Genomic DNA, 26,472 nt, shown 5'->3' on the forward strand with positions numbered 1-26,472 from the left:
GTTTGAGGGAAAGCACTCCGACTGTGACGTGCAGAACTACATTTCGTTTGTGCGGCGGTACGGCTTCTCTTGAGCAGCTTTGAGCGTTATGAGCATAGACCAGATGAATAGTCTGCCGCCATAGCGTCTGCGATTACGCCGCTGCTAAAGCCTGAGGTGACATCTTTTCAGCGAGGATTTTTGGTGGAATTTCAGCGGGTTCACTTGAATACGCCAGATCTGGAGCCGCGTCTCGAGGAGGATCGGTCGAGTGCATTGGAGCTTCGGTGACGTTTATTGCTAAGGCGCGGAAATTCTTTGCGCAATTGGGCGTCGGATTGATTGGGACGCTTCTCGCGGCCACAGCAAGCGCCCGTTAACAGATGGCGGCCGCACTTTTGGAAAGGCGTTGTAATGCCGGAAGAGTGGATGCCTGTCGCCTATGCTTCGGTCATCGTCAATGGGCTGGATCTCCATACGGTTCCCGAGGAGAGGGGGATGGCGTTTTTCAATGAGAGATCGCTGTTCAATCGATTTTCCGGGTCTTGTAAGAAAATCGGTAGCCTGGGCGAGACCCTTTCGGAGGATGCCACTCAGCCTGGGTTCCGGCAGCGGCAAAGAACTCAAACTGGACAGGTTCTCAACGAGAAAGAAGATGGGGTCACCTTCGCATCCATCTTCGACGCCCGGCTTTCCGCTCTCAATACAGACGGGCGGACGGGGGTCGCGATCGGCCCCTACAGCGTTTCAGAAGACCTGAATATCCTCTTCGCGCCCGGCATCAACGCGGTCGCGTTTGATCTCTACCAAATGGCCGACGGGCTTAAAGACATTACCGTCAGCCTATTCGACATGTCCGACCATTTGATCGCGGCCAAGGAGATGAAGACCCTCCATAAGGGCGGGTTTTTCGGCGCAATTGACCACTCAAACCTGATCGGCCGTATTTCGCTGCACGCGAATTTCACGGGCCGTGCTGAAGGGAGCAAGAACGCTGCGCCGGACCTCGGTTCGATTGGGCAGGTCGCGAATGACAACCCCGAACCCGCTGTCCAGGTGCTCTTCAGCATTGCGTTGGCCAGTCTCGGCGTTGCGCGACGGTCCGGTTCAGCCGTCGCCCATCTTGAGAGCCGCTAAGAAAGCCGTCTGGGGGATCTCGACATTGCCGACCTGACGCATCCGTTTCTTACCGGCCTTCTGCTTATCCAGGAGCTTGCGTTTCCGCGAGACATCGCCGCCGTAACACTTTGCGGTGACATCCTTGCGCAAGGCAGAGATAGTCTCGCGGGCCACGACCTTACCGCCGATCGCCGCTTGAATGGCAATCTTGAAGAGCTGTCTTGGAATCAGGTCCTTCAGGCGCTCACAGAGCATCCGTCCGCGGGGTTCCGCCTGACTGCGGTGAACGATAATGGCAAGAGAATCGACCGGCTCGGAATTGACCAGAATGGCCACTTTGACCAGTTCGTTCTCAACGTAGCCGTCCAGGTGGTAGTCAAAGCTGGCGTAGCCGCGAGATACCGACTTCAGGCGGTCGTAAAAATCGAAGACAACCTCGTTGAGGGGCAGCCGGTAGACCACCATGGCCCGCGTGCCAGCGTAGGTGAGGTCGATCTGCTCGCCGCGCCGGTCTTCGCAAAGCTTGAGGACGGAGCCGAGAAACTCATCGGGTACCAGGATCGTCGCCTTGATCCAGGGTTCTTCGATCGAGCTGATCTTGACCACATCCGGGAAGTCGGCCGGGTTGTGCAGGTCGATCACCTCGCCCGAATTCATCTTGATCTTGTAGACCACGCTGGGCGCGGTGGTGATGAGGTCCAGATTGAATTCGCGCTCCAGGCGCTCCTGAATAATCTCAAGATGCAGCAGGCCCAGAAACCCGCAGCGGAAGCCGAACCCGAGGGCAGCGGAGGATTCCGGCTCGAAAAGAAAGCTGGCATCGTTCAGGGCCAGCTTGGCCAGACTGTCGCGCAGATTCTCGTAATCGGCGGCGTCAATAGGAAAGAGACCGCAGAAGACGACCGGGACGCTGGGCTTGAAGCCCGGCAGAGGCGCTTCCGCCAAGCGGCGTTCCTCGGTCAGCGTATCGCCGACGTTCGTGTCGGCGACCGATTTGATGCCCGCCGTGATAAAGCCGATCTCTCCCGGCCCCAGCTCGGTCAGATTCGTCATTTTCGGCATAAAGGCACCGACCTTGTCGATGGTATGGGTCGCGCCGCTACCCATCATGCGCACCTTCAGACCCGGTTTCAGGACGCCATCGACCACGCGAACCAGAGTGATCACCCCCAGATAGGCATCGTACCAGCTGTCGACCAGAAGTGCCTTCAAGGGCGCTTCCCGGTCGCCCTCGGGCGGTGGGACGTGCTGCACCAGTGCTTCCAGCACCTCGGGGACGCCCTTGCCGGTCTTGGCCGAAATCTCCAGGGCCTGCGAGGCATCGATACCGATGACCTCCTCGATCTGTTCCTTGATCCGCTCGGGCTCTGCCGCCGGCAGATCGACCTTATTAAGGACCGGCAGAACTTCGTGGTCGTTGTCGATGGCCAAGTAGACGTTGGCGAGAGTCTGCGCTTCGACGCCCTGGCTGGCATCGACCAGAAGGAGCGAGCCCTCGCAGGCCGCCAGGGACCGGCTGACTTCGTAGGCAAAGTCCACGTGTCCCGGGGTGTCGATCAGGTTCAGCGCGTAGGTCTCGCCGTCGGATGCCTTGTAGGTCAGGCGCACGGTCTGGGCTTTGATGGTAATCCCGCGCTCGCGCTCCAGATCCATGGAGTCGAGAACCTGCTCTTTCATCTCCCGGTCCGCCAGCGCGCCGCAGTGCTGAATCATGCGGTCGGCAAGGGTCGACTTGCCGTGATCGATGTGCGCGATGATCGCGAAGTTACGTATGTTTTTAAGCTCTGTCATGGTCTGCTGGCTATAGCATCGGCACGGCCGAACGCCAAGAGGTGATGCGCGGTGATCGGTGATTCCGGGGGGTTATATGACCGATTTTGCTGCGAAGTGTTTTCAAGCTATGGCGTGAAAGGAAGTGAAGTGTTAAGCCGTTGACTTTACCCTGATCCGTAAATGCTTCGGATCAAGGCGCTGAAGCCGGTGAAATACTGTGCAACTCTATGTTTTTGAAAAATATTTGGCAGAAAGGGCAGTTGGCTTTCAGAGTTTTGCGGTCTGTTCCGATCTGTTTCTTTACTTCTAAGGCACCACCATGGCTGGCATCTGATGATCTACCAACTGATGTATTACAGCACTGCGCGCAAGGAACAGAGCGACGCTGAACTGCGCGATATTCTCGAAGCGTCCCGGCGCGGCAACCGCCAACGGCAGATCACCGGCCTGCTGCTGTACGGGGACGGTGTTTTCTTTCAAGTCCTGGAAGGCTCGGAAGTGGACGTGAAGGCTCTTTATGACAAGATCGGGGCTGACGACCGCCATCACAGTATTCTGCATGCCGCGGCCCGTGAAGTCCCCGAGCGGAGTTTCGCCGATTGGGCCATGGGCTACACGCCGCTGAGTGGCGAACTTCAGGCCGGTGTGGACTCGCTCATGGATGTCAGCCGTCGGCAAGCGGACCCCGAGGTGAGTCTCGATTGCGATCCGCTTGTGCGTCTCCTGGTGAAGAGCTTCATAGACAACCAGCAACTGGCATGATCTTTGATGATCTCGCGCAGCAGCGTCCAGTGGTTGTATCAACTCCGGATCAATAAAATTTTATCTATCGTGACGCCTGCCTTTTATTGAAACGAGGCAGACTGCCCCCGAGTGCTATCAACCGAGCTCTCCAAAATTGAGCTCATGAGGGGACAATTTTATCATGTTAAAAGGTATCAAAACCGCGGCGCTCGCGGTCGCGCTGGGGACCGCGGCCTTTGCGTCCGGCGGTGCGAAGGACGTGGAGGCGAAAAGGCTCCTGATCACCTTCGAAAATCTGGCACAGAACGGCGGGTTCTTCTTTACGCCGGTGTATGGCGCCTTCCACGATAACTCCGGTTTCGACATCTTCAACGTCGGCGAAGCGGCGAGCCCGGTCTTCGAACGTCTCGCAGAAGATGGTACTTTCACGCAGCTGCGGGATGACCGCGTAGCCAATTTTCCGGACTCACAAGGCTTCGCGCTGAATGCCGGCGTCGGGCCGATCGGTCCGCAATCGAGCGTGTCCTTCGAAATCGACGTTGACGGCAACATCAACACCCACTTCGTCTTTGCCACCATGCTGATTCCGTCGCAGGACGCCTTTATCGGCCTGGACGACTCGGTTGAGCTCTTTGATTCGAACGGCAGTTTTATCTCGCCCTTCTCTCTGACCTTCGACCGTACCGATATTTACGATGCAGGCACCGAGGACAATGCGGACAACTCCGCCGTCGCCTTCCTGAATCAGGCGGCTCCCGACACCGGGGTGTCGGAGAACGGCGTCATCGGGCTGCACGAAGGTCTGAGCGCCGAGATCCTCGATGCTGGATTTGTAGGCCCCAATGGCGATATTCCCTTCAGCCGTGACGCAGCCGACTTCCTTCGGGACGACTTCGGCCCCTTCGCCCGGCTAACGGTGACGGCGGTCGACGTGCCGGAACCCTCGACCATCGCCATGTTCGGCTTTGGCTTGCTCGGTTTCGCAGCCCTGCGTCATCGGAGGCAGCGAAAGGCGGCCTGATTTCCTGGATCAGATCAAGTTCAGATGGAATCGCCGAAGGCGATGCATCGTGCTTGTGAATCTGATCTAACTATAAGACCAAGAACGGATACACATGTTTAGACGAAAACGCTGAGTGTTTCCGTCTAAACATGATCCGGTCTGAGGTCTAAAAAGAGAAAACGGCAGTCTCGCTGGAGGCTGCCGTTTTCTTATGGGCAGAAACCCAAAATTTTCTCGCTGTGGATAAGGCATATTAATGCTTTAGGTGTTGCGGAAAAAGAATTAATACAATCCTGATTTGAAATGAAATCTTGGTTGTGGCGATATGGATACTTCCTCCTGGAATGGGATTGGCCGCCGGGTAGCACTGCACAATTTGGCAGAACTGAAGGCGGTGCATGAAGATGCAAAACCAGCGCCGTCTTTTATGGAGGATACGCGTAGCCCCGAACTGGCCGAGACCGTGCTTCAGAAGGTTGTAAGCCTTAACGCTGAAGGACGCAGCGGCGAGGTCAGAAGGCAATATGATCCGGCGCATGCGCCCTTTATTCCTGAGTTGGAGATGGGAGGGCGCGGTTTGTCGCAGTGCGCGATTTTGGGGCCCGACGAGTTTCTCGTCTGCCAGGGCACTCCTTTCTCGGAGATGACAACCTGGCATATCAAGGATGGTTCGATTGAAGTCTGCGATCCGCTTCAGGGATTCACGTGGTCGCGGAACCGCAAGTTTTTTCTATCGATTCAACATGACGGTCGTTTGATTGTAAGCAGAGGTTTCGGCGAAACGCCACTTGTCTCGATCCCCAGCGTACCCGGATCCGCATTCATCCCAGAGGGGCTGACTGAAGAACTCAGGCTAAGACTTGAGTTCCCGCACGACTCCGCCACCTACACCCATATTTCGATCTCCGACGATGGTGAAAAGATCCTTCTGGCCGACTTTTACAGAGGCGTCATTTTATTAAGCAAAAGGCAATCTGATTGGACGCATCAGCTTCTCTTCCCTTCTTTGACGTTTGGTCTGGAAGAACAGATGCGGGAAGATTTGCTTGCTGATGAAAAGTTCAGACCATTCTTAGATATGTTGCATGCAGCGCTTTCGCCTGATGGAAGATTTGCGGCATTTGGTACTCAGACTTCAGGGCACCATGTGGTTTGCTTAGATGATCTGGAAACTCCTACCTTCTTGGCCGAATTGGGAACATACAGCGATTATCCCCACGACGTGTGCTTCAGTGATGACAGTTTATTTTTAGCGACAAATTCTTGTAGCTTTTACAATGGCGTAACCTACGTCACGAAATTAACGGATATTGAAGATCGGAGCGATAAGAAGGAGAGGGCGTCAGGTGAGGATGTAATACTAAACGATTACTTGCGCGTCTATGCTTCCGGTTATCTACCTCTATCAATGACAGCGGAGGAGACCGGAGCATTTCTGCTTGCCGGTGCAGGTTTTGCGGCCTGTGTGACTCCCGACAGAAAACTTCTCTGGGAGGTTGAGTTCGGGTCAAGTGCGGGTGACGTAGATGTATGCCCGAGTACCGGAAGAGTGCTGATTGCCAGCTACTCCGGGATGTTGCATCTCTTTGATCCTTCGAAACGACAAGAGGTGCCAATCTTCGCAGGTTATCAGGCGCCGTTGGAAGAACGCCGATGGCTTTTCTGGGATCGCCTGGAACGCCCCATTGTCTGGTAGCGTTTAACCGCTTTTAACTCCGGCTTTGGCGGGATACGGGCTAGCAATTTGATTGGCGTTTGGAAAACATGGCCATCAAGCTTTGTTACTTGACGGCCATGTTTTTTTCCAGAGGGCCTAACCCCGCAGTGTGCCGCCTGTCGCCTTGGCAACCTGAGCGACAACCTTGGCGGCGACCGCGTCGATTTCTTCGTCGGTCATGGTCTTTTGCGTCGGCTGCAAAGTTACGGAGATCGCGAGGGACTTCTTGCCCTCTTCGATGCCTTTGCCGCTGTAGACATCGAAGAGCTCCACGTCGGTGATCAGCTGCTTGTCGGCACCTTTGGCGGCGCGCAGCAGCTTCTCGGCCGGCGTGTCGGCGGCCACGACGAAGGCGAAGTCCCGCTCGACCGGCTGATAGATTGAAAGTTCGAGCGCCGGCTTAATCTTGCCCGAAGCCTTGGCCTTGGGCTGTGGAACCGCGTCAATGAAGACTTCGAAGGCCACCGCCGGTCCCTTCAGGTCCATGGCGTTCAGCACACGCGGATGCAGTTCACCGAAATACCCCATCACCTTCGGACCCAGCCGGAAGGCGCCGGAGCGACCCGGATGGTACCAGGAAGGCGCATCGGCGGAGACCTGCAGATTCGCGACCGGAGCACCGATCACCTCCAGGGCGGCCATGGCGTCGCCCTTGGCGTCGAAGGCATCGAGCAGGCGGCCCTTGGCCTCCCAGTGACGGCCTTTCGGCGCGCCGCTGCGCAGACCCGCAGCAACCAGCATCTGGCCGGTCGGGCTGTCATCGTGATATTGCGGTCCGATCTCGAAGAGCGCGTTGTCCGGGAAGCCACGGTCGCTGTTCCGCGCCGCCGAAGCCACCAGGGTCGGCAGGGCCGAAGGGCGCATCACATCCAGGTCGCTGGAGATCGGATTGACCAGAGTCAGTTCCTCCTTCGCACCGCCGAAGAGCCCGGCCTGTTTGCGCGAGATGAAGGAGAAGGTGACGCATTCTTCCAGGCCACGCCAGGCCAGGGCATTGCGTACGAAACTGCGCCGTTTCTGGCTGAGGGTCAGCACGCCTTGCGGCAGAACCCGGTCCCGGTCCAGCGGCACGACGGGAATGTTGTCGAAGCCGTGGATACGCATGATCTCCTCGACCAGGCAGGCTTCGCATTCGACGTCGTTGCGCCAGAGCGGCACGACCGCATCCAGGCCTTCTGCGGTTTCGGTGACCTCGAATTCGAGATCCTTGAGAATCCGGACCTGCTCATCGAAGGGAATTTCGATGCCACCCAGGGTTTGAACCCGGCCCTTGCGCAGCGAGAGCTTGCGTTTGACCGCAGGGTGTTCGCCCGCCGAAACCGTCTCGCTGGCTTCGCCGCCGCAGAGTTCCAGGATCAGCTTGCTGGCAACCTCGACGCCCCAGAGGGCCGAGTCCGGGTCCAGTCCGCGCTCGAAGCGGTAGCGCGCGTCGGAGAGAATGCCCAGCTTGCGGCCGGTAATGGCGACCCGCGCCGGATCGAAGAGAGCGACCTCGAGGAAAACCTCTGTGGTTTCTTCCGAGCAGCCGGAGAGCTCGCCACCCATGACGCCGCCGATCCCCTCGGGACCATTTTCGTCGGCGATGATGACCATCTCGTTGTCGAACTTGTAGGTATCTCCGTCCAGCGCCAGGATTTCCTCGCCTTCGCGGGCCAGGCGCATGGTTACGTCGCCTTTGACCTTCTGGGCGTCGAAAACGTGCAGCGGGCGGTTCAAATCGTAGGTCACATAGTTGGTGATATCGACCAGCGCCGAAATCGGACGCAGGCCGATGGCGCGCAGACGGTCCTGCAGCCAGCGGGGGCTAGGGCCGTTCTTAACGCCCCGGAAATAACGCCCGGCCACGTAGGGGCAGAGATCCTGCTGATCGGCGGGCAGATCCCGGCGCCACTTGATGGGCGATTCGAAGTCGCCCTTGGTCGAGGGGAAGGCGAGGGGCTTGAGCTTGCCCAGCCCCGCCGCCGCCAGATCCCGCGCCACACCGCGCACGCCCAGGCAGTCGCCCCGGTTCGGCGTGATGGCGATATCGATCACCGGATCGTTCAGGCCCGCGAGCTCCGCATAGGGCACGCCGATGGCCGTGCCTTGAGGCAGTTCGATGATGCCGTCATGCTCGTCGGAGATGCCCATCTCGCGCTCGGAGACCAGCATGCCGTTGGAGTCCTCGCCGCGGATGTTGCCGGGCTTGAGCACCATGTCGGTGCCGGGCACATAGCTGCCCGAGGGCGCGAAGACGCCGACCATGCCGGTGCGGGCGTTGGGCGCGCCGCAGACGACCTGAACCTCGCCGTCCTCTGTCTGCACCCGGCAGACCCGCAGGCGGTCGGCGTTGGGATGCTGTTTGGCCTCGATGACATGGGCGGATTTGAAGGGCGCGAGCGCCGCCGCGCGGTCCTCGATCTCCTCGACCTCCAGGCCGATCATGGAAAGGGCCGCGGCGATCTCGTCCAGGGAAGCCTCGGTTTCGAGGTGGTCCTTGAGCCAGCTGAGGGTGAACTTCATGAGCCTAGAGTCCTCTCACCATGCTGGGGGTCTCGAGCGGCAGGAAGCCGAAGTGCCGCAGCCACCGCAGGTCGGAATCGTAGAAGGGGCGCAGGTCGGGCATGCCGTACTTCAGCATGGCGATCCGTTCGATCCCCATCCCGAAGGCGAAGCCCTGGTACTTGGTGGCATCGATCCCGCAGTGTTCCAGCACCTTGGGATGAACCATGCCGCAGCCCAGGATTTCCAGCCAGTCGGCGCCGCCGATCTTGAGCTGGCCGCCGTCGCGGGTGCAGCCGATATCGACCTCCGCCGAGGGTTCGGTGAAGGGGAAGTAGCTGGAGCGGAAGCGCACCGGCAGGTCGTCGATGCCGAAGAAGGCCCGGCAGAACTCGATCAGGGTGCCTTTCAGATGGCCCATATGGGTCTTATCGTCGATCACGAGACCCTCGACCTGATGGAACATGGGCGAGTGGGTGGCGTCGTGATCGGCGCGGTAGGTGCGCCCCGGCACAATGATGCGGATCGGCGGCGTGGTGCTCTGCATGGTGCGGATCTGGACCGGAGAGGTATGGGTCCGCAGCACCTGCCGGCTGCCGTCCTCGCGCTCGGGCAGATAAAAGGTGTCGAATTCCTGCCGCGCGGGATGCTCTGGCGGAATGTTCAGGGCGGTGAAGTTGTGAAAGTCGTCCTCGATATCCGGACCTTCGGCCACGGAGAAGCCCATCTCGCCGAAGATGGCGATCAGTTCCTCGACGGTCTGGCTGAGCGGGTGCAGGTGGCCGAGAGTGCTGGGGCGCGCGGGCAGGGAGACGTCGATGGTCTCCTGCGCCAGACGGGCTTCCAGCTCGGCTTCCTTAAGGGTTTCGCGGCGGGCGTCGATGGCTTCGGCCAGGGCGGTCTTGACGACGTTGAGGGCCTGACCGGCTTCCCGGCGTTCGTCCGGTGACAAGCCGCCCAGCGTTTTCATCAGCTGGGTGACCTGGCCTTTTTTGCCCAGGGCCTGAACGCGGATCGTCTCCAGCGTCTCGACGTCGCCGGCGCCTGCGATCTCTGCTGTCAGGCTGTCGCGAAGGTTTTCGAGGTTCTCCATGTGCTTCCCGGTCGGAGTTGCCGGGATCCTGGAGTCTCGCCAGCGTCAGATCCGCCGGCTTTCCAGCCCCGATCTCCGCCGGTCCCTATTCGCTTTTGTTGGGGCGAGGCCTGCTCGGGCGGGAAAGACAAAACCGGGGGCCGGTTTTCGCCTGAACGCGCCAAAGGGTCTCGCGGGGTCGTCTGGTCGGCGCGGGCCGCCGCGATCCGTCGCAGCAGCCCATTGCCTTGGTCTTTAAGCGGTCTTGAGAGCGGCCTGAGCCTGATCGACAAGGCTCTTAAACGCGGCCGGCTCGTGGATCGCGAGGTCGGAAAGAACCTTGCGGTCCAGCTCGATGCCGGCGCGTTTCATACCGTTCATAAACTGCGAATAGGACAAACCGTGCTCCCGGGCGCCAGCATTGATGCGCTGGATCCACAGGCCACGGAAATTGCGTTTTTTGACCCGGCGGTCGCGGTAAGCGTACTGGAGACCCTTCTCCACCCGCTCGACGGCCACCCGGAAAACGTTTTTACCGCGTCCCCGATAGCCCTTGGCCATCTTGACGACTTTTTTATGGCGCGCACGTGCCGTGACGCCTCGACTTACTCTTGCCATCTGTCAGGTTTCCTTAAGCGTAGGGGAGGAAGTTGCGTTTGATGATCCGGGCATCGGCGTCGCACATGATGGTCGTGCCGCGCGCCTTGCGCTTCATCGACTGACTGCGGCGGCGCAGCATATGGCGTTTACCAGCCTGATTCATCACAACTTTTCCGGATCCGGTGAGCCGGAAGCGCTTCTTGGCGCCTGACTTGGTCTTCAACTTGGGCATTTTGCATTCCTTTCGTTGGAAACGAACCTTTCGTGAGCCGCTGGGCATGCCCTTTCGCCCGACCGCTCGTTTGAAGCCGCAGGTTATAGCGGCCGAAGTCACGCAATGCAAGAGATCCCGGCGCGGCGCGCAGGGATCTCCATGACTTATTCTATCTCATTGATAAGTAAGTCAATTTCAGAGCCGTTTGAGGCTCGCTCCAACCGGCGGGTACGGGCACCCGGCCGGGGGCTGGCGGTTCCGGCGGCCCTTTACATCAACGGGGCGCCAGAACCATGATCATCTGACGGCCTTCCAGCTTGGGAAACTGCTCAACCTTGGCAACTTCCTCCAGCTCGCCGCGGACCTTGTGCAGGACCTTCAGGCCCAGATCCTGGTGGACCATCTCGCGGCCCCGGAAGCGCATGGTCACCTTGACCTTGTCGCCTTCGCCGATGAAGCGGTTGGCGGCGCGCATCTTCACGTCGTAATCGTGCGAATCGATATTCGGTCGCATCTTGATCTCTTTGACGTCGATGACCTTCTGCTTCTTCCGGGCCTCGTTCTTTTTCTTCTGCGCCTCGTAGCGGAATCGCCCGTAATCCAGGATTTTACAGACGGGTGGGTCTGCATTGGGCGAAATCTCAACGAGATCCAAACCGGCGGCGAAGGCGCGCTGCAGCGCATCGCTCTTGGAAACGACCCCGACCTGCTCGCCGTTTTCATCGACGAGGCGGACCGTTGGAACGCCAATTTGTTCGTTCACACGCGGTCCATCTCGGGACGGCGTGAGATCTACGGGTGGACGTGCTATTGCTAAACTCCTCCGTTAGCCAAATAATTCTTTGAGACCGGCCGTTCCCTCTGAAGCGAAGGAAACGCCCGTCAGCCTCATCTTCTCTATAATAGAGCGCAAATCGTGTTTTGGGATGATTGATTCCGTTAAACCCGACGTCACTCTGTTCCATAACGGATGCCACCCGCGGCCGTGAAAACAGCCGGGCCGGAGAGCCGATATGGTATTTTCCCCTCTCGCCGGACCAAAAAAGTCCGGTTTTACTTCATGTTAGAGAGCTCTCGCTCTCTTTACCCTTTTATCGGAGGCTGATTCACGCACTGCCTTTCGGCGGTGCGATCAGGCTCCCTGGAGAGCTTTCGCTCTCCATACCCTTTGAATTCGGAGACTGATTCACGCGCTGCCTTTCGGCAGTGCGATCAGGCTCCCTGGAGAGCTTTCGCTCTCCATATCCTCTAAACTCGGAGGCTGATTCACGCATTGCCTTTCGGCAATGCGATCAGGCTCCGGACGGCGATGTCGCCTCTTCCCCCAACAGGGCGACGGCGTCTTCCAGGCTCAGGATCTGCTGTTCCTTGCTGCCCAGACGCCGCAGCGCCACCTTGCCTTCTTCCGCCTCGCGCCGGCCCACGACTGCGATCACAGGGACCTTGGCCAGGCTGTGTTCACGGATCTTATAATTGATCTTCTCGTTACGAAGGTCAATTTCCGTACGCAGACCCGCGGATTTTAGCGCAGCCTGCACCTTACGGCCATAGTCGTCTGCATCCGAGGTGATCGGGGCCACCGCGACCTGCACCGGCGCAAGCCAAAGCGGGAAGCGCCCGCCGAAGTGCTCGATCAGGATCGCCAGGAAGCGCTCGAAGGAACCAATGATTGCGCGATGCAGCATCACCGGGCGGTGACGCTTGTCGTCCTCACCGATATAGGTGGCGTCCAGGCGCTCCGGCAAGACGAAATCGACCTGCAGCGTACCGCACTGCCAGTCGCGGCCGATGGCGTCGCGCAGCACGAATTCCAGCTTCGGCCCGTAAAAGGCGCCCTCGCCGGGATTGAGCGAATACTCGATGCCGGTCTTCTCGACCGCCTCTTTCAGGGCCGTCTCGGCCTTGTCCCAGGTCTCGTCAGTTCCCGCGCGCACGTCCGGCCGGTCCGAGAACTTCACGACGAAGTCCTCGAAGCCCAGATCCTTGTAGATGCTGGACAGCAGCTCGCAGAAGATCACCGTCTCGCTGTTAATCTGGTCTTCCGTGCAGAAGATATGGGCGTCGTCCTGGGTAAAGGCGCGCACCCGCATCAGGCCGTGCAGCGCGCCCGAGGGCTCGTTGCGGTGGCAGTTGCCGAATTCGGCCATGCGCAGGGGCAGGTCGCGGTAGCTGGTCTGACCCTGACGGAAGATCTGGACGTGGGCCGGGCAGTTCATGGGCTTGACCGCCAGCACCCGGTCGTCGTCGCTGACCGCCGTGAACATATGCTCGCGGAACTTCTCCCAGTGGCCCGAGGCCTCCCAGAGGGAGCGGTCGATCAGCTGCGGCGTCTTGACCTCGACGTAGTCGGCGGCCTCCAGGCGCGCGCGGATGTAGCGCTCAACCGCCCGGTAAAGCTCCCAGCCCTTGGGGTGCCAGAAGACCGAGCCGACCGCCTCTTCCTGCAGGTGGAAGAGGTTCATCTCCTTGCCCAGGCGCCGGTGGTCGCGCTTTTCGGCCTCTTCCATCATGTGGAGGTAGGCTTTCAGCTGCTTTTCGCTCGCCCAGCAGGTGCCGTAGATGCGCTGCAACTGCTCGTTCTTGGAATCGCCGCGCCAGTAGGCGCCGGACACCCGCAGCAGCTTGAAGGCGTGGCCCAGCTTGCCGGTGGAGGGCAGGTGCGGCCCCGTGCAGAGGTCGAGCCAGTTGCCCTGCCGGTAGATCGAGATCTCCGCGTCGCGGGGCAGGGTCTCGATATGCTCGGCCTTGTATTTCTCGCCCATCTCCATGAAGAGGCGGATGGCGTCATCCCGGTCCCAGACCTCGCGCGTGATGGCCTCGTCGCGGTCGACGATCTCATGCATGCGCTTTTCGATGACCTCCAGGTCCTCGGTCGTGAAGGGCTCCTTGCGCGCGAAGTCGTAAAAAAAGCCGTTTTCGGTCGCGGGGCCGAAGGTCACCTGGGTCTCGGGATAGAGCTCCTGCACGGCCTCGGCCAGCACATGCGCGCAGTCGTGACGCAGCAGTTCAAGGCTGTCCTCGTGCTTGGTCGTGACGATTTCGACGGTGGTGTCCTGCTCGACAAGAAAGGCCAGATCCTTGACCGTGCCGTCAGCCTTCAGCGCCAGGGCGTCTTTCGCCAGGCGCGGGCCGATGGCGGCGGCGATTTCGGCGCCGGAAACCGCCGCTTCGAAATCGCGCCGACTTCCGTCGGGCAGATTGATTGCAACCATGAAACTTAGCTTCTTAACCTCTTGTGTCTGGACATGAAAACAACCACCGCAGCTCTGCCGCAGTGCGAAACGCGCAATGTAGAAGGATTCCAGGGACTGTCAAGAATGGTGGGGGCTTAGGACGCCATCGGGGATCAGGCTGCGGAAACGTCGCAGGTTAATCGGCATTACGCGATTGAACCGACTTCGAGCCTACGACGGCGTTCTTTCCGTCGCGTTTGAACAGATAGTGTTTTTATCAGGCAGACTATTTGTCAGGGAATTTATCTATGAAAGTCGTAAGCCAATGCCGCATCTCTTCTTTGCGTGAAGAGAGTTCTATCCCATTTCTGTCAATTTGCTGGATCGCAGCTTTGGAAATGCTTACCAGTTCACATGTGAATTCGTGGTTGCTTCGAAAATAGTCGCTTTCAGCCGAGATGACATTTGCAAGCAAATCGCCCGGATAGAAATCCCCCTCAGTGAAGGGGGCTCTCTTGAGGACATCAAGCGCTTTTGGCATCAGGTGCTTTCAGCCGATGTTCTGGCCGATCATGATTCGGAGATCCTCGACGGTGAACTCCTCTAGAGGTTTGCGCCGAAGTTCGTGGCAAGTCAGAACCAAATGAGAATCGAACTCCGGCTCTCTCCATATCTGATTTTCAAGTTCTTCAAGAGTGGCATTCAATTTGGCGGCCCACCGCTAGTCGAGTTGTTTTTTCTCGCTTTGATCGTCTAGCATTCGTGTCCTCAGCTCAACAAGTGATCCGATCGGTCCCGACTCGGTTTTTTTCAAAGATTCCATGTTTATTCACCTACCTTGACCACCAATTCCGCCGGAACCGTCCCTACGCCATTCACGCTGGTCATATCCTGCGGGCAGGCGGACATGATCGCGATGCAATCCTCCAGTGCCCGCAGCACCACATAATCCCCCGGCTTTGACACCGGGGCTGCCCAGTCATACGTCCCGTCCTTGGCGACCGGGATGTTCATCCAGATGTTGAAGGGGCAGGGCACGTGGCGCGGGGTTTCGCCGATGGCGGCGAGGCTCATGCGGAAGTTGTCGGCGCAGTTGTCGTGGTAGTCGGTACAGCCGAGTTGCTGGTAGCGGGTGTGGTCGCAGGCGGCGATCAGGATGTCGTGGACTCCGGGGGAGCTGTCTTCCGCGATCTCGATCAGGGGGCGGCGGCGGTTGGTGACCAGGCGGTCGCCTGACTTCACAAAGATGCGGCCCAAGGCGGTGCGGCAGTGCTCCATGGAGAGGAATTCCGCCGGGGAATTTGCTGTGATAGCGAAGAAATCGCAGACCTGATGGCCCTGGGGATTGGTGATCGTGAGGCGCTGGCCGCGCTTCAGGCGGACGGCCCGGCCCTGGCGGGCGGGGATGAGATAGTCCCGATCGAGCTGTGGCGTGCCGTCCGGGGCGATCGGATTGTCGGCGGTCGGATTGCTGCCGTCGGGCTGCGCGGCGCGGTAGGGGGCGGCGCCTGCTGAGGCTCGGGTGGGGCTCATGGCTTCTCCTGGCATCGTCAAATCAGGTTATTTCCCTCTCCAGTCTAGTAGAAGTCGACCGGGGTGCACATCTCGGTCAAAGCAGGTTCAAACAACCAACCCGGCATGAGAGGGAAAACGGCGTGTCGAATGAGGCTGGAGCAGAGCTCAAGGCGGCGGCCAAGAAGGCTGAGTTCAGGTCCTTGACCGAGTCTTTCAGGCGGATGTCCATCTGGGAGCGTGGGCACTTCGCCAACAGCTTCCGTCTGAACCCTGTCACGGAAATCGACATTTCAACTGAGTCTTTGCGGCTCAAGCGCAGGTATGGGGAGGACCGCAGCTATGCCTGGAGCGACATCGAAGACTCCTTTTTCATCAAAAAACGCGCGCACAAAGCCTATGGCGCGGGCACGGGCGGCACTTTCACCAAGCGAGAGCTGCATATCGTCACGCGGGACGAGACCTACAAAATCGATGTTTCGGCTAACTTTCCCGACTTCAAGCATACGCGCAAAATGCTGATGGCCCTGAAAAAGTACCTCTTCATTTTTGATCGTTGAACGCGCTGGCTGCGGGCTGGCTGGATGCGGGCAGACAGCCGACTCTCCGCGCTTCACCCAGTCTCATGTGCATCACCCGATCTTGTGGGCATCCTTGCGCATCAGCTCGTTGTAGAGCCCGAGCGTGGCGTTGCACATGCGGTCCTTGGAGAAGAGGGTCTGCACGCGGTTGATGGCGATCTGGGAGAGCTTGGCGCGCTCCTCGGTGCTGAGGGTCAGGGCCGTGCGCAGTGCTTTCGCGAAGGAGGAGGCGTCGTTGTTCTCAAACAGGAAGCCTGTGGTGCCGGGGATCACCTGCTCGCGGGCGCCGCCGTGATCGCTGGCCACCACCGGGCGGCCCATGGCCTGACCCTCGCTGACCACGCGGCCGAAGCCCTCCGGGTCGGTGGAGGCGGAGACCACCACGTCGGACAGCATGTAGGCCGCCGCCATATCGGTGCAGTTGTCGAAGATGAAGGCCTTGCCGGCCAGGTCGTTGGCGATGATCTGGCGCTCCAGCTCCTGACGGTAGCTGGTCCGGCCCTGGTCCGAACCCACCAGGGCGCAGCAGAAGTCCAAGTCGCGGAGTTCCTTCAGGGCCTCGAGCAGGATCGTCTGGCCTTTCCAGCGGGTCAGTCGGCCCGGCAGCATGACCAGCGGCACGCCGTCCGGCAGGCGCCAGTCGGTCGCCAGCTTGATCACCCGCTCGGCGCTGACCTGATCCGGGTCAAAGTGGCGCAGGTCGACGCCGCGCTGCACGACCCGCAGCTTGGTGCGCTCGACCTTGTAGTTCTCTTCGATGTGCGCCGCGATGAACTGGGAGATCGCGATGACCCGCTCGCCCTTGGTCATGATCGCGTTGTAGCGCCGCTTGAAACCGTTGCCGATGTTGTAGGGCGCGTGAAAGGTGGTTATGAAGTGCCGCCCGGTGCCCTTGGCCGCGAAGTAGGCGGACCAGGCAGGCGCCCGGGAACGGGCATGGACGATGTCCACGTCGTGCTCGAGGATGACCTTTTTCAGGCGCGTGACGTTGCGCGCCATCACCAGTGGATTCTTGGAGGCCATGGGCAGACGCAGGTGAGTCGCGCCGATCCGCTGCAGCTCGTACTCCAGGTGGCCGCCCTCGGACGCGATGATGGCCGTCCCGCCGGCCTTGGTCAGTGCGGCGGCCATATCCACGGCGCCGCGCTCCACACCGCCCGTGACCAGGCTTGGAACAACCTGCAGAACCGTCGGCGCGCCATCTTTTGTCCCGGCTGCTGGGGTGATAACCTGCGTGACAGTTGTCATTGCCAGGCCATAGGTGATTGAACGTTCATGTCTTCCGCAGAATTCCCCACAGGACCGAAGTCCTCAAGCCAAGAGCTCCCGGGTAGCCAAGTTTCCTCGGCCAGCCAGCAGCCAGATTCCCATCGGGACGCAAAGCCCGACGCTCAGTCCCCGAATCCTAAAACTTTAACACGCAAAGACGGCGCGAGCATCGCGTATCATAAGATCTCGAGCGATAAAAGCGGATCTGCGCAACCCGGTGTCGTATTTCTGGGCGGCTTCATGTCGGATATGACCGGAAGCAAGGCCTTGACGCTGGAAGAACACTGCCGTGGGCGGGGGTTGGACTTTCTCCGCTTTGACTATCTGGGTCATGGCCAGTCCTCGGGGAACTTCGCGGATGGGACGATTGGCCGCTGGGCCGAGGACGCAGTCGCTGTGCTCGATGACCTGACCGACGGGCCGCAGATTCTGGTGGGTTCCTCCATGGGCGGCTGGATCATGCTGCTGGCGGCACTGGCTAGGCGCGAGCAGATCGCGGGCCTGATCGGCATTGCCGCGGCGCCGGATTTCACCGAGGACCTGATGTGGGCGGAATTCACGCAAGAACAACGGGATCAGGTTCTGAGTACGGGCCGTTTCGAGCAGCCCAGTGAATACGGTGACGATCCTTACATTATCACGCGTGCGCTGATTGAAGACGGGCGCGAACACCTGCTACTGCGCGCGCCGCTGCCGATTCGCTGTCCCGTGCGTCTGCTGCAGGGCATGCGCGATGACGACGTACCCTGGAAGACCGCCCTGCGCCTGACCGATGCCCTGGAGAGCGAAGACGTCGAGGTGACCCTGGTCAAGAAGGGCGACCACCGGCTCTCGGAGCCCGAGGATCTCGCCCGGCTGATGCGGGTATTGGATGAATTGGTGGCAGAAGTGGGTTAGGCGCTTTTGACGGCGTGTTTTTTTTGATTAGGTTCGACGAGCGTCGAACCGGCACCACGCCTACAACAAACTCGCCAGTCCGGCTTTGTAGTCCGGGTAGCGCAGCTCCACGCCTAACTCCTCGTGCAGGCGCCTGTTCGAGACCCGCTTGTTGTCGAGCCAGAAGGTGCGGCCCATGGGCGAGAGCCCGGCTTCCTCGAAGGGCACCAGGGGCGGCGGCTCCACCCCCAGCAACGCGCAGGCATGGGCGGTGACTTCCGCCGGAGAGGCGGCCTTGTCGTCGCAGACGTTGTAGATGCGCCCCGGGTTGGGCCTGGCGATGGAGGCCTCCAGCACGCTTGCGATGTCTTCCACGTGGATGCGGCTGAAGACCTGTCCCGGCCGGTCGATGCGCTTGGCTTTCCCGGCTTTGACCGTATCCAGCAGGCTGCGGCCGGGTCCGTAGATTCCGGCCAGGCGGAAGAGGTGGACCGGGAGCGCCTGTTCGGCATAGAGGTCCAGCCATGCGCGCTCGGCGGCGACCCGGTATTCGCTGCGCGGGCTGCTGGGGCTCAAGGGCGCGTCTTCATCGACCCAGGCGCCGTCGTGATTGCCATAGACCCCTGTGGTCGAGAGGTAGCCAAGCCATTTCAGCCCGGGCATGGCCGCGATGTCGGCGGCGTGCTGATTAATCACCGAGTCTCCCTCGGCGTCCGGTCCCGCCGAAATCAGGACATGGGTGACGTCGTGGAGGGTCTGTGAAGCATCGTCCAGGCACCGATCTCGGTCGAAGATGACAACGTGATCAAAGCCCTGCTCTGCAAGGGCGTGTTTTTTCTCCGGCGTGCGGGTCGTGCCCGTGATTCTCCAGCCCTTTGCCTGCAGGCGCTTGGCGATTGTCCGGGCGGAAAAGCCCAGACCGAAGCAAAAGAGATGGTTTTGGGTTTGGCTCATAAACTCTGCTTCTGCCCTGCCTATGTGGGTTCGGGATTGATTGCGGTTATCGGCGCATGCCACCAACTTCGCACTTGATCATGGTGTCTCGACAGCCGATTTTAAGCGCCCGGTTCGAAGATATGACACCGAACAGGTCTGATTTGAAGTGATTTTGGGGTGTTGATTTGGCGTTTTCCAGGATAGCGGATGTGACCGTCGGTCTGACGGCTTTGCTGTTCGTGGTGCAGGCACTGTTGCCCGCATCCGCGCAGGAGATCGATCACGCCGAACAGTATGCCGCCTGCATGCAATTGAGCCAGATCCAGCCGGAGGAGGCGTTCGAGGCCGCGCTGGCGTGGGAATCCCAGGGCGGCGGCGATGCGGCGCGCCATTGCGGCAATGTCGCGCTGATCGGACTCGGGCAGTACAGGAAGGCGGCGGAGCGTCTGGAGGCGTTGGCACAGAACATGACCGGCTCGCCGAACGCACTGCGCGCCGACGTGCTGGCGCAGGCGGCCCAAGGCTGGTTGCTGGATGGCAACGTCGAGCGTTCCTATCAGGTGCTGACGGCGGCGCTGAAGCTCGATCCGGAAAATGTCGAGCTGCTGATCGACCGCAGCGTCTCCCTGGCGGCGGCCTCGAACTACTGGGAAGCCATCGATGATCTCAACCTGGCCGAAGAGCTGGCCCCGGAGCGCGTCGATGTGCTGATTTTCCGTGCCACGGCTTACCGCTATCTGGACGCCAACGAGTTGGCACTGGAAGATGTCAACCGTGCGCTCACATTGCGGCCCGAAAATGCCGAAGCTCTGCTTGAGCGGGGGATTCTGCGGCGTCTCGGAGGCGACGAACAGGGCGCCAGAACCGATTGGCTGACCGCCGCGCGGGTTGCCGAGGGCACGCCGACCGGCGATGCCGCCCAGAAGAACCTGGAAAAGCTCGATGTGAAGGTCGAGTAACGCTTTGCCTGGGGAGACGTCATGGCAGATCTTGAGAGACTCTTCGCGCAGCTGGATGCGCGCTATGGCGATGCCAGCGCAAGGATCGAAAGTACGGACCTAGCGGCGGAAGATCCGGTGCCGGCGTTCTGGACGCAGCTGGCGGGGCGCGGCTCGGTGCGCCGCTTCGCGCCGGCGCCGCCACCCTTGGCACAGCTTGAACTGCTCGCGGGACTTGCCCTCGCGGCGCCGACCAAGAGCGACCTGCAACAGCGCGATATCATCATCGTAACGGACGCGCAGCAGATGCGTGCCCTGAAAGATATTCTGTCCGATCAGGCATGGGTCGAGGGTGCGCCGGCGCTGATTGTTTTCTGCGGCAATCACCGGCGGCAGCGCAGTCTTCATGAATTGCGGGGTCATGCCTTTGCCAACGATCACCTCGATGCTTTCTTCAACGCCAGCGTCGATGCCGCGATTGCCCTGACGGCTTTTGTCCTCGCGGCGGAGGCCGCCGGGCTCGGCACCTGTCCCATCTCCGCGATCCGCAACCGTGCCCGGGAGGCAAGTGACCTCCTCGACTTGCCTGATCTGGTATTCCCGGTCGCGGCCTTGGCGGTCGGCCGTCCTTTGGAACCAGGCGAGCCGAGCCTACGTCTGCCGCTTTCGGCGACCATCCATCACGATCGCTTTCGCGATGAGGAAGCCGGGGAGACCATTGCCGCCTACGACCAACGGCGCGCCGAATCGCAACCCTACGAGCAGGAACGCTTCGCTTCGGAGTGTGTTCCGGTCGAGGACTATGGCTGGTCGGAAGACAAAGCGCGCCAATACAGCCGCCCGGAACGTGCCGATTTCGGCCGTTTTATCCGGCGCAAGGGTTTCCGCCTGGATTGACAGGTTGCGCGTTAAAAGTCCGGGTCGGCGTAGTGCTCGGGCGGTTTGGTGCCGACGACGTGATCGGCCAGGATCGGCCGCATGCTGGGACGGGATTTCACGCGCGCGTACCAGTCTTTTGCATCCGGATGCTTTTCCCAGGGCACGTCGCCGATGAAATCCAGGCATGAGAGCTGGGCGGCGGCGGCAATGTCGGCGAGCGAGAAGGAATCCCCCGAGAGCCAGCGGCGCCGGTCGCAGAGCCAGGCAATGTATTCAAGATGGTAGTGAATGTTGCTGTGTCCGGCTCGGATCGCCCCTGAGTCGGGCTGGCCGCTCTTATACAGGCGTTTCGTTACCTTCTGCTCGACCAGATTGGCCGTGACTTCCCGGTGAAACTTGCCCTCGAACCAGAGCACCATGCGCCGGGTCTCCGCCCGTTCCGTAGGCGTCTTGCCCAGAAACGAAGTCTCGTCGTAGGCATCTTCCAGATACTCCGCGATCACCGGTCCCCCGGAAATGGCGGTGCCGTCCGTTTCGGTCAGAACCGGGACTTCGCAGGCCGGGTTGAGCTGCAGAAAACCCTCGCGCCGCTCCCACACGGGTTCGACCTCGAGATCGAACTCAAGCTTTTTCTCGGCCAGCAGGATCCGGATTTTGCGGCATTGGGGATCGATAGGCAGATGAAAGAGGTAACGCATCACAGAAAATTACAGAACTCTTGAAAATCTGTCGGCGCCGAAGTGAATAACCCGACTTGAGCTCTCTGACACTCAAAATCTCAAAAAAATTGGGCGCTTCCATCGTGAGAAGCGCCCATTCCAGTTCTACAGCAGTTACAGGGTATGCTGCTTCGTTGTTGTCACCGGGGTGCGATCCGTCCTGATTGCAATTTCTGGATCGACGGCACCCTGGCTTTATCAGCAGCCTTTTTAAGCCCGCTTTTCACGAGAACTCGCGCCGACCGGATGTTCCAGGCGGTCGATCATTTCCTTTGGAACGATCTGCCAGAACTTGCCGCGTTCGTGCGTCCAGTCGATCAGCAGACGTTCGGCAAAGCGCGATTGGGTCTCCTTGACGTGCTCCTTCACCAGAGATTTCAGTACCTCTTCCCAGTGGTCGGTCTCGATCCGCTGGAAGATCACACTCTCATTGTTGATCCGGTCGGGCAGGGTGCCTTCCTCATCGTAGATGAAGGCCATGCCGCCGGTCATGCCCGCGCCGAAGTTGTGACCGACCTGCCCGAGGATCACGGCAGTGCCGCCGGTCATATATTCGCAGCCGTTGGAGCCGCAGCCTTCGACCACCGCAACGGCGGCGGAGTTTCGCACGCAGAAACGTTCACCGGCCTGACCTGCCGCGAAGAGGCGCCCGTCAGTCGCACCATAGAGTACGGTGTTGCCGATGATCGTGTTCTCGTTGGTGTTCAGCGGGCTGGCGGTGGTCGGGCGGACCACAATGGTGCCGCCGGAGAGGCCTTTGCCCACATAGTCGTTGGCGTCGCCAAAGACTTCCAGCTTCAGGCCCTGCACGGCGAAGGCGCCGAGGGATTGACCTGCCGAGCCACGCAAGCGCACGGTGACGTGGCCGGGTTTCAGGCCCTTCATGCCGAAGCGCCGGGTGATCATGGATGACATCTTGGTGCCGATGGCCCGGTGCGTATTGCGGATGGAATACTGCAGCTGCATTTTCTCACCCACGTCGAAAAGCGCACGGGCGTCCTCAATGATTTGTGCGTCGAGTGTCTCAGGCACTTCATTACGGCCCTTGGTGGTACAGTAGACGGGATGGCCGTCGCTTTCCGCCCGCGCGAGCAGCGGATTGAGGTCAAGGTCGTCCAGATGGGCGGCACCCCGGCTGACCTGGACCAGCAGATCGGTCCGGCCGATGATCTCCTGCAGGGAACGCACGCCCAGGGAGGCCAGTATTTCGCGAACTTCCTCCGCCATAAAGCTGAAAAGGTTCACGACCTTCTCCGGCGTGCCGGTGAACTTCTCGCGCAGCTTTTCGTCCTGCACGCAAACTCCGACCGGGCAGGTGTTCGAGTGGCACTGGCGCACCATGATACAGCCCATGGCAACCAATGAAGCCGTGCCGATGCCGTATTCCTCTGCACCCAGGATCGCGGCGATGACAACGTCGCGGCCGGTCTTGATGCCGCCGTCGGTGCGCAGGGTGACGTTGTGGCGCAGGCGGTTCAGGGTCAGGACCTGCTGAACCTCGCTGAGGCCCATTTCCCAGGGCACGCCGGCAAACTTGATCGAAGTCTGCGGCGACGCACCGGTGCCGCCGTTACCGCCGGCAATCAGGATTACGTCTGCCTTGGCTTTGGCGACACCCGCCGCGATTGTGCCGATGCCCGAGCGGGCGACCAGTTTGACGCAAACCTTTGCATCCGGGTTGATCTGTTTCAGATCGTAGATCAGCTGGGCCAGATCCTCGATCGAGTAGATGTCATGGTGCGGCGGCGGCGAAATCAGCATCACGCCCGGCGTGGCGTGACGCAGTTTCGCGATCATCTCGGTGACCTTGAAACCGGGCAGTTGTCCGCCTTCGCCGGGCTTGGCGCCCTGAGCAACTTTAATCTCGATCTCGCGACAGTTGTTCAGATACTCCGCTGTGACCCCGAAGCGGCCCGATGCGACCTGCTTGATCGCCGAATTCTCGTTGTCGCCGTTGGGCCGGGGAACGAAGCGCTCGGGCACTTCCCCGCCCTCGCCGGAATCTGACTTGGCGCCGATCCGGTTCATGGCAATGTTGAGCGTGCCGTGGGCTTCGGGGCTGAGAGCGCCCAGGGACATGCCTGGCGTCACGAAACGCTTGCGGATCGCAGTGATCGATTCGACTTCTTCGATCGCCAGAGGCTCAATCCCGTCGCGTTTGAAATCAACCAGATCGCGCAGACTGCTGGGTGGCAGATTGCGGACCCCTTCGCTGTATTTTCGGTAGGTCGAATAGGCGTCGTTGGCGACCGCCGACTGAAGCGTGTGGATCAGCCCGGCTTCCCAGGCGTGGCTCTCGCCGCCGCGCCGGTAGCGGTAAAAGCCGCCGACTGGAAGGGTGATAAAGTCTTCGCTCCAGGCCTTCTGGTGCAGATCGAGCAGTTTTTGCTGGATACCGGACATGCCGATGCCCGAGATCCGGCTGGGCATGGCGGGGAAGTACTCGTCGACCAGAGTCCGCGACAAGCCGACTGCTTCAAAGTTATAGCCGCCTCGGTAAGAGGAAATGACGGCAATGCCCATTTTCGACATGACCTTGAGCAATCCTTCATCCACCGCCTTTTTGAAGCGCCGGACACAGTCTTCAAGCGAGAGCTCGCCGAAGAGACCGCGCCGATGGCGGTCGGCAATGGATTCCTGCGCCAGGTAGGCGTTGACCGAGGTCGCGCCAACCCCGATCAGAACGGCAAAGTAGTGAACATCCATGCATTCGCCACTGCGGACGTTCAGCGAGATGAAAGTGCGCAGCTTTTGCTTGACCAGATGAGAGTGGACCGCGGCCGTCGCCAGAATCATCGGCAAGGCCGCTTTTTCTGCACCCATCTTCTCGTCGCTGAGGATCAGGTGCTCGCAGCCCTCGCGAACAGCGTTCTCCGCTTCCAACTGAATCCGGGCGACCGCGTTGCGCAAGGCGAACTCACCCTCCGCGGCGTCGAAGGTGCAGTCAATCGAGGTGACCGTGTCGCCCATATGCCGGCGCATGGCACCGAATTCGGCATTGGAGAGTACCGGCGAATCGAGCTGCAGCAGATTACACTGGGTTTCATCCTCGTCCAGGATGTTGCCCAGATTGCCGAGGCGCGTCTTCAGGGACATGACGCGGCGTTCGCGCAGGCTGTCGATCGGCGGATTGGTGACCTGGCTGAAGTTCTGCCGGAAGAAGTGGTGGAGCGCACGGTAGCTATCTGAGAGAACGGCCATGGGTGTGTCATCGCCCATGGACCCGATGGCTTCCTTTGCTTCTTCCACCATGGGGTGGAGGATCAGCTCCAGGTCTTCCATGGTCTGGCCGAAACTGAGCTGGCGACGGCGCAGTTCATCACGGTCGAATTTGGATTTTTCGCCCTTGTCGGAACTTGCACGGACCAGATCGTCGATCGCCGTGATGTTGCCGACCCATTCACCAAAAGGCTGCTGCTCCGCCAGAAAATCCTTGATGTCGCGGTCCCGGTAGAGCTTGCCCTCCTCCAGGTCGATGGCGATCATCTCGCCTGGGCCCAGGCGGCCTTTTTCGCGGATCAGGTTTTCATCCAGCCGGACCATGCCTGTCTCGGAGCCTGAAAAGAGCAGGCCGTCGTGGGTGATGGTGTATCGCATGGGGCGCAGGCCGTTCCGGTCCAGACCCGCGATCACCCAGCGCCCGCCGTAGCCGCAGATCGCCGCCGGACCATCCCAGGGCTCCATCACGGCGTTGCTGTAGCCATAGAGGTCCTTGTGGGATTGCGGCACGGCCGAATTGTTGTCCCAGGCTTCAGGGACCAGCATGATTTTTGCCATGGGCAGGCTGCGTCCCGCACGGACGACAAGTTCGAAGACAGCGTCCAGAGCGGCCGAGTCGGAACTGCCCGGCTGGATCACCGGCTTCAGTTCCTCGATGTTGTCGCCGAATGTCTCGGACGCCATACGGCATTCGTGGGCCTTCATCCAGTTGACGTTGCCGCGCACCGTATTGATTTCGCCGTTGTGGGCGACCATCCGGAAGGGTTGCGCCAGATGCCAGGTCGGAAAGGTGTTGGTCGAATAGCGCTGATGAAAGATCGCAAAGTTCGAGACGAAGCGTTCGTCGTTCAGATCCGGATAGAACTCCGCCAGGGATTCGGCCAGGAACATGCCTTTGTAAATGACCGAGCGGCAGCTCAGGGAGCAGATGTAAAAATCCTTGATTGAGTCCGTCTCGGCGGCCTTCTCGATGCGCCGGCGGATGATGTAGAGATCCGTCTCGAACTGCTCCAGCGAGACGCCCCGGCTGTTCGCAATCATGATCTGCTCGATTTCGGGCCGGTTTGCCGCAGCCTTCTCGCCGATCACCGTCGTGTCCACAGGAACCTGACGCCAGCCGTAGATCGAGTAGCCGAAATTCAGGATCTCCCGCTCTACGATTACGCGGCAGCGTTCCTGGGCCGAGAAGTCGGTGCGCGGCAGAAAGACCATGCCGACGGCGAGCTTGCCTTCGATCGGTGTATGTCCCGTCCGCTCCACATGCTCATGGAAAAAGTCCTGCGGGATCTGAACGTGAATGCCGCAGCCGTCACCGGTCTTGCCATCCGCATCCACCGCGCCACGATGCCAGACGGCCTTGAGTGCCTCGATACCGGCTTCGACGACCCTGCGGTTGGCGGAGCCGTCGATCGTGGCCACCAGACCGACGCCGCAGGACGAATGCTCGTCGGCCGGGTCGTAGAGGCCATTTTCCGTGAGGTAGCTGGCGTTATCTTCCCAGCCTTTCACGAATTCGACGCCGTTAGTGCTGGAAGGGCTCAGGCTATCGGTTGTCTTTTCCATATTCTTGCTTCCCTCAAGAGCTGTCGTTGATGCGACAACCCCTTGCTCCTCAACACGGAGCGATCTGTTTTTCGAACCCGGATGTCAGGTCCATGATGCGGCTGC

20 protein-coding genes and 1 pseudogene are annotated in these 26,472 nt (G+C 60.2%); 8 read left to right on the forward strand and 13 right to left on the reverse strand.

Annotated features, from left to right (window positions below):
• The first annotated feature begins 393 nt into the window (after positions 1-393).
• The gene (locus FKG95_RS00925) at positions 394-1,116 is read left to right on the forward strand and encodes a hypothetical protein (protein WP_142894238.1); all 723 of its coding nucleotides are present in this window, start codon (positions 394-396) and stop codon (positions 1,114-1,116) included.
• Here FKG95_RS00925 and lepA read toward each other — a convergent pair.
• Positions 1,087-2,889, reverse strand: coding sequence for a translation elongation factor 4 (gene lepA / locus FKG95_RS00930; RefSeq protein WP_142894241.1), 1,803 nt, complete (start codon positions 2,887-2,889; stop codon positions 1,087-1,089). The genes FKG95_RS00925 and lepA overlap by 30 nt on opposite strands.
• A 315-nt stretch (positions 2,890-3,204) precedes the next feature.
• Here lepA and FKG95_RS00935 point away from each other — a divergent pair, with 315 nt between their 5' ends.
• The 3 genes from FKG95_RS00935 to FKG95_RS00945 all read left to right on the forward strand — a co-directional run bounded on the left by FKG95_RS00935 (position 3,205) and on the right by FKG95_RS00945 (position 6,314).
• The gene (locus FKG95_RS00935) at positions 3,205-3,633 is read left to right on the forward strand and encodes a BLUF domain-containing protein (protein WP_142894243.1); all 429 of its coding nucleotides are present in this window, start codon (positions 3,205-3,207) and stop codon (positions 3,631-3,633) included.
• A gap of 163 nt (positions 3,634-3,796) precedes the next feature.
• Positions 3,797-4,636 carry a spondin domain-containing protein gene (locus FKG95_RS00940; RefSeq protein ID WP_142894245.1) on the forward strand — a complete coding sequence of 280 codons (840 nt, stop codon included), beginning with the start codon at positions 3,797-3,799 and terminating at the stop codon, positions 4,634-4,636.
• Between the two features lie 307 nt (positions 4,637-4,943).
• Positions 4,944-6,314 carry a WD40 repeat domain-containing protein gene (locus FKG95_RS00945; RefSeq protein WP_142894248.1) on the forward strand — a complete coding sequence of 457 codons (1,371 nt, stop codon included), beginning with the start codon at positions 4,944-4,946 and terminating at the stop codon, positions 6,312-6,314.
• Positions 6,315-6,431: 117 nt separating this feature from the next.
• Here the strand turns inward: FKG95_RS00945 and pheT are convergent, their stop codons facing one another.
• The 8 genes and pseudogenes from pheT to FKG95_RS00980 all read right to left on the reverse strand — a co-directional run bounded on the left by pheT (position 6,432) and on the right by FKG95_RS00980 (position 15,408).
• Positions 6,432-8,837, reverse strand: a complete 2,406-nt coding sequence (gene pheT / locus FKG95_RS00950; RefSeq protein WP_142894250.1) for a phenylalanine--tRNA ligase subunit beta — start codon at positions 8,835-8,837, stop codon at positions 6,432-6,434.
• Between the two features lie 4 nt (positions 8,838-8,841).
• A complete protein-coding gene (pheS, locus tag FKG95_RS00955) occupies positions 8,842-9,909 on the reverse strand; it encodes a phenylalanine--tRNA ligase subunit alpha (protein ID WP_142894252.1) in 1,068 nt (355 codons plus the stop codon).
• Between the two features lie 234 nt (positions 9,910-10,143).
• Positions 10,144-10,506, reverse strand: a complete 363-nt coding sequence (rplT, locus tag FKG95_RS00960; protein ID WP_142894254.1) for a 50S ribosomal protein L20 — start codon at positions 10,504-10,506, stop codon at positions 10,144-10,146.
• Positions 10,507-10,519: 13 nt separating this feature from the next.
• Positions 10,520-10,720, reverse strand: coding sequence for a 50S ribosomal protein L35 (gene rpmI / locus FKG95_RS00965; RefSeq protein WP_142894256.1), 201 nt, complete (start codon positions 10,718-10,720; stop codon positions 10,520-10,522).
• A gap of 256 nt (positions 10,721-10,976) precedes the next feature.
• Positions 10,977-11,465: a translation initiation factor IF-3 gene (gene infC, locus FKG95_RS00970; protein WP_246116643.1), complete on the reverse strand. Its 489-nt coding sequence runs from the start codon at positions 11,463-11,465 to the stop codon at positions 10,977-10,979.
• A gap of 529 nt (positions 11,466-11,994) precedes the next feature.
• Positions 11,995-13,914 carry a threonine--tRNA ligase gene (gene thrS, locus FKG95_RS00975; RefSeq protein ID WP_142894261.1) on the reverse strand — a complete coding sequence of 640 codons (1,920 nt, stop codon included), beginning with the start codon at positions 13,912-13,914 and terminating at the stop codon, positions 11,995-11,997.
• 247 nt (positions 13,915-14,161) lie between these two features.
• Positions 14,162-14,581: pseudogene (locus FKG95_RS29870) on the reverse strand (contact-dependent growth inhibition system immunity protein).
• A gap of 119 nt (positions 14,582-14,700) precedes the next feature.
• The gene (locus FKG95_RS00980; RefSeq protein WP_142894263.1) at positions 14,701-15,408 is read right to left on the reverse strand and encodes a DUF1989 domain-containing protein; all 708 of its coding nucleotides are present in this window, start codon (positions 15,406-15,408) and stop codon (positions 14,701-14,703) included.
• Between the two features lie 122 nt (positions 15,409-15,530).
• Here FKG95_RS00980 and FKG95_RS00985 point away from each other — a divergent pair, with 122 nt between their 5' ends.
• The gene (locus FKG95_RS00985) at positions 15,531-15,947 is read left to right on the forward strand and encodes a hypothetical protein (protein WP_142894265.1); all 417 of its coding nucleotides are present in this window, start codon (positions 15,531-15,533) and stop codon (positions 15,945-15,947) included.
• A 72-nt stretch (positions 15,948-16,019) separates the two neighbouring features.
• Here the strand turns inward: FKG95_RS00985 and FKG95_RS00990 are convergent, their stop codons facing one another.
• Positions 16,020-17,216: a glycosyltransferase family 4 protein gene (locus tag FKG95_RS00990; RefSeq protein WP_142894267.1), complete on the reverse strand. Its 1,197-nt coding sequence runs from the start codon at positions 17,214-17,216 to the stop codon at positions 16,020-16,022.
• A gap of 261 nt (positions 17,217-17,477) precedes the next feature.
• Between FKG95_RS00990 and FKG95_RS00995 the strand changes: the two genes are divergently transcribed.
• On the forward strand, positions 17,478-18,134 hold the full coding sequence (locus tag FKG95_RS00995; protein WP_246116644.1) for an alpha/beta hydrolase: 657 nt from the start codon (positions 17,478-17,480) through the stop codon (positions 18,132-18,134).
• Positions 18,135-18,194: 60 nt separating this feature from the next.
• On the opposite strand, the gene FKG95_RS01000 is transcribed toward FKG95_RS00995, so the two are convergent.
• Entirely contained in the window at positions 18,195-19,067 is an 873-nt protein-coding gene (locus tag FKG95_RS01000) for an SDR family oxidoreductase (protein WP_142894271.1), read from the reverse strand.
• A gap of 191 nt (positions 19,068-19,258) precedes the next feature.
• On the opposite strand from FKG95_RS01000, the gene FKG95_RS01005 reads away from it, so the two are divergent.
• Together FKG95_RS01005 and FKG95_RS01010 are read left to right on the forward strand one after the other, a co-directional pair.
• Positions 19,259-20,008: a tetratricopeptide repeat protein gene (locus FKG95_RS01005; RefSeq protein WP_142894273.1), complete on the forward strand. Its 750-nt coding sequence runs from the start codon at positions 19,259-19,261 to the stop codon at positions 20,006-20,008.
• A gap of 21 nt (positions 20,009-20,029) precedes the next feature.
• Positions 20,030-20,884, forward strand: a complete 855-nt coding sequence (locus FKG95_RS01010; RefSeq protein ID WP_142894275.1) for a nitroreductase family protein — start codon at positions 20,030-20,032, stop codon at positions 20,882-20,884.
• Between the two features lie 11 nt (positions 20,885-20,895).
• On the opposite strand, the gene FKG95_RS01015 is transcribed toward FKG95_RS01010, so the two are convergent.
• Together FKG95_RS01015 and gltB are read right to left on the reverse strand one after the other, a co-directional pair.
• Entirely contained in the window at positions 20,896-21,564 is a 669-nt protein-coding gene (locus FKG95_RS01015; protein ID WP_142894277.1) for a glutathione S-transferase family protein, read from the reverse strand.
• A 231-nt stretch (positions 21,565-21,795) separates the two neighbouring features.
• The gene (gene gltB, locus FKG95_RS01020; RefSeq protein ID WP_142894280.1) at positions 21,796-26,367 is read right to left on the reverse strand and encodes a glutamate synthase large subunit; all 4,572 of its coding nucleotides are present in this window, start codon (positions 26,365-26,367) and stop codon (positions 21,796-21,798) included.
• Between the last annotated feature and the right edge of the window lie 105 nt (positions 26,368-26,472).

It is taken from the genome of Denitrobaculum tricleocarpae (assembly GCF_007004665.1).
In the GTDB taxonomy this organism is placed as follows: Bacteria; Pseudomonadota; Alphaproteobacteria; order Kiloniellales; family Kiloniellaceae; genus Denitrobaculum; species Denitrobaculum tricleocarpae.